This window comes from Phytobacter sp. V69 (genome assembly GCF_965644215.1).
GTDB lineage: Bacteria > Pseudomonadota > Gammaproteobacteria > Enterobacterales > Enterobacteriaceae > Phytobacter.
The window spans coordinates 1-2,875 of record NZ_CBFFRL010000343.1 but is presented as its reverse complement, the minus strand read 5'-3'; the positions used below and the strand labels follow the sequence as shown (position 1 = coordinate 2,875).

Genomic DNA, 2,875 nt, shown 5'->3' with positions numbered 1-2,875 from the left:
ATTATCTTTCAATGGTCAAGCTGGGTTGCATCCGATTGTTTTACAAGAGGTTATGCAATTAAGGGACACAGCCTAGAGTCGATCTTGAAAAACACAATACTGCCGAATTCTCGGGCATCAACTCCACCAGCACCGCAAAACAATTCAACTTCGAAATCAAAAATTGCGACCCGGCCCTTAATTCGGTGAATTACGCTTTTAAACCCGCAGCCGGTATCACACTTGAAAATAGTGGCTCGGTTAATCAGTACCTCACCCTGAGCAGTGACTCTGATGCAACTGGCGTGGGTGTTCAGGTACTTTATGACGACGGTACTATCGTGCCCTTTAACAGCAAAATCAAATATACCGGCTACAGCAGCACAACCGGTGGCAGTTATACCATTCCCATGAAAGCACGCTATATAAAAACTGCCAGCACCATGACTGGCGGCAAGGCAAACTCCGCCCTCGAGTTTACGATGTCGTATGAATAAAGGTTCCGCGCCGTATTTTCCCCCTCTCCATGAATGGAGAGGGGGAAAGCGGTTCCGCGCTGTGTTGAGGTTGTGGCACCGAACGATCCCGTCGCCCCTGTTGGGGATAGCGCGAAAAATTCGCCGATCTCAACATAGCCGCCGGGCGCCGTCGTAGCCCGGATAAGGCATTTATGCCGCGATCCGGGAGCCACACAAATCCTCTCACCACCACGCATGAAAATGATGCACCGGGCCGATGCCGTGCCCCACTTCCAGCGTATCCGCCTGTGCCAGTGCCGCCGACAGCCAGCGCTTCGCCTCTCCGACCGTGGAGACCCAATCCGCATGGCGTGGACGCAACGCCGCCAGCGCAGCCGACAGCGTGCAGCCCGTGCCGTGGGTATTTTTGGTTTTTATCCTTAGGGCGGTGAAACGCTCGGCACCGTCACGGGTGAACAGCCAGTCCGGACTCTCCTCATCATCCAGATGGCCCCCTTTCATCAGCACCGCCTCACACCCCATCGCCAGCAGTGCCTGGCCCTGCTCATGCATCTCGCGTTCATTACGGGCATGTGGCGCATCCAGCAGCGCGGCCGCCTCGGGCAGATTGGGGGTAATCAGCGACACCTGTGGCAGCAGATGCTCGCGCAGCGCCATTACCGCCGAGGGTAACAGTAGCGGATCGCCGCTTTTCGCCAGCATCACGGTATCGAGCACCACGTTTTGCACCTGATAACGGCGCAAGCGCTCCGCCACAGCTTCCACGATATCCGTTTCCGCCAGCATGCCAATCTTGGTGGTGTCGATTCGCACATCGCTGAATACAGAATCCAGCTGCGCGGCAACAAAATCGGGCTCAATGCGATACACCGACTGCACGCCACGAGTATTTTGCGCCACCAGCGCGGTGATGACCGAACAGCCGTAGGCACCCAGCGCCGAAAAGGTTTTCAGATCTGCCTGAATACCTGCGCCGCCGCTGGGATCCGTTCCGGCAATGGTCAGTGCGTTAATCCGTTTCATACCAGCACCTCACCGTGAAGCGCATAAAGGGCATCGAGAAACGCCGGAATAAAGCTGCCCGGTCCGCGCGTGGTCGCCACCGCCAGACTGCCCGCCTGGGACATAAAGGCGCAGGCCGCCGCCACGTTATACAGGCGATCCCCCGGCAGCGCGCAGCAGGCAGCCACCACAGCCGACAGCGCACAGCCTGTGCCCACCACCCGAGTCATCAACACATCCCCCCCCGTGACGCGCAAAGTACGAAGACCATCGGTGATGTAATCCACCTCGCCAGTCACTGCCACGATAGCCCCCGTCTGACGGGCCAGCGCCTGGGCCGCAGGCAGCGCGGCAATGGCGGTATCGGTGGTGTCTACACCGCGTCCGCCACCGCTCATCCCGGCAAGCGCCATAATTTCCGAGGCGTTGCCGCGCACGGAAGCAGGCTGCAACGCCAGAATCTCGCGACAGAAATCGCTGCGGAAAGTTAAGCCCCCCACGGCCACCGGATCCAGCGTCCAGGGTTTACGCGCGGCATTGGCACTCATAATGGCGGCATGCATGGCATCGGCGCGTTCACGGGTCAACGTACCGACATTAATCAGCAGCGCGTCTGCAATAGCGGAAAATTGTTGTGCTTCGTCGCGGTCAATCACCATCGCCGGAGACGCACCCAGTGCCAGCAGGACATTGGCCGTAAAGGTCTGCACCACATCGTTGGTCATGCAGTGAACAAGCGGCTTGTGTTTACGAAATTGCTGAAGAATTTGCGCGATTTGCGCGATTTGCGCACGGTGAAGCAGGTCAGGTTGCATCGATTCGCTCCTGCCCGGCGTGAAGAAGGGATGCCGGGCAGGCATCTGACTTCCCTACGCTGGCATTATCCAGATCAGGTAATACGGGTATGTCTCAGCCCTTCGTGAAAAGGGGCACCCCGAGTCAAATAAAATCAATTAGTTGCGATTAACATTTGTTAATCCAGGATCAGGATAAAGCCAAGGAGAAGTCTTGTAAACGGCAAAATCGGGCCCTTTGAGACCATATGAGACGGGATAGGTGACGGTTTGAGCGACAGGGACGCACTTCACTTAACTCCCTGCGGGGATCAAGTCACGATACAACAAACCCGTATTAACGAGAATAAGGCCGATCCTGGGTGTATGGTGCCAACACCTGTCCGGCGAATAATGTACGGGCAAGACAGGAGTCTTTTGCTGCGAGGGCGTTCTGATCTGCTCCCCTTATTTGGTCACATTTCCATCGCCATCAATAAAAAACTCGTGAACATATTTATTATCATTTAAACCATAGTTGATCACATAGTTGTGATTGTTCTGCCATTTAAGGAAGGTGCGATTTAATCGTCAATTATGAGAACATAACCCTTTCTTTGACATAGACTTTTCACGATGCCC

General features: G+C 55.6%; 2 protein-coding genes, 1 pseudogene and 1 riboswitch. Of the genes and pseudogenes, 1 reads left to right on the top strand and 2 read right to left on the bottom strand.

All coding sequences use genetic code 11. The annotated features are described in order from the left end of the window. Window positions 1–83: 83 nt before the first annotated feature. Window positions 84–476, top strand: a pseudogene (locus ACSZPU_RS24810) (fimbrial protein); the annotation flags it as partial. Window positions 477–680: 204 nt separating this feature from the next. Here ACSZPU_RS24810 and thiD read toward each other — a convergent pair. Beyond that, window positions 681–1,481 (bottom strand): bifunctional hydroxymethylpyrimidine kinase/phosphomethylpyrimidine kinase, encoded by an 801-nt coding sequence (gene thiD, locus ACSZPU_RS24805; protein ID WP_499004244.1) that lies wholly within the window; start codon window positions 1,479–1,481, stop codon window positions 681–683. Further along, window positions 1,478–2,275, bottom strand: coding sequence for a hydroxyethylthiazole kinase (thiM, locus tag ACSZPU_RS24800; RefSeq protein ID WP_499004242.1), 798 nt, complete (start codon window positions 2,273–2,275; stop codon window positions 1,478–1,480). Before thiM ends, thiD begins: the two co-directional genes overlap by 4 nt. Before the next feature lie 34 nt (window positions 2,276–2,309). Continuing rightward, a riboswitch (TPP riboswitch) is annotated at window positions 2,310–2,407 on the bottom strand. Window positions 2,408–2,875: the final 468 nt, after the last annotated feature.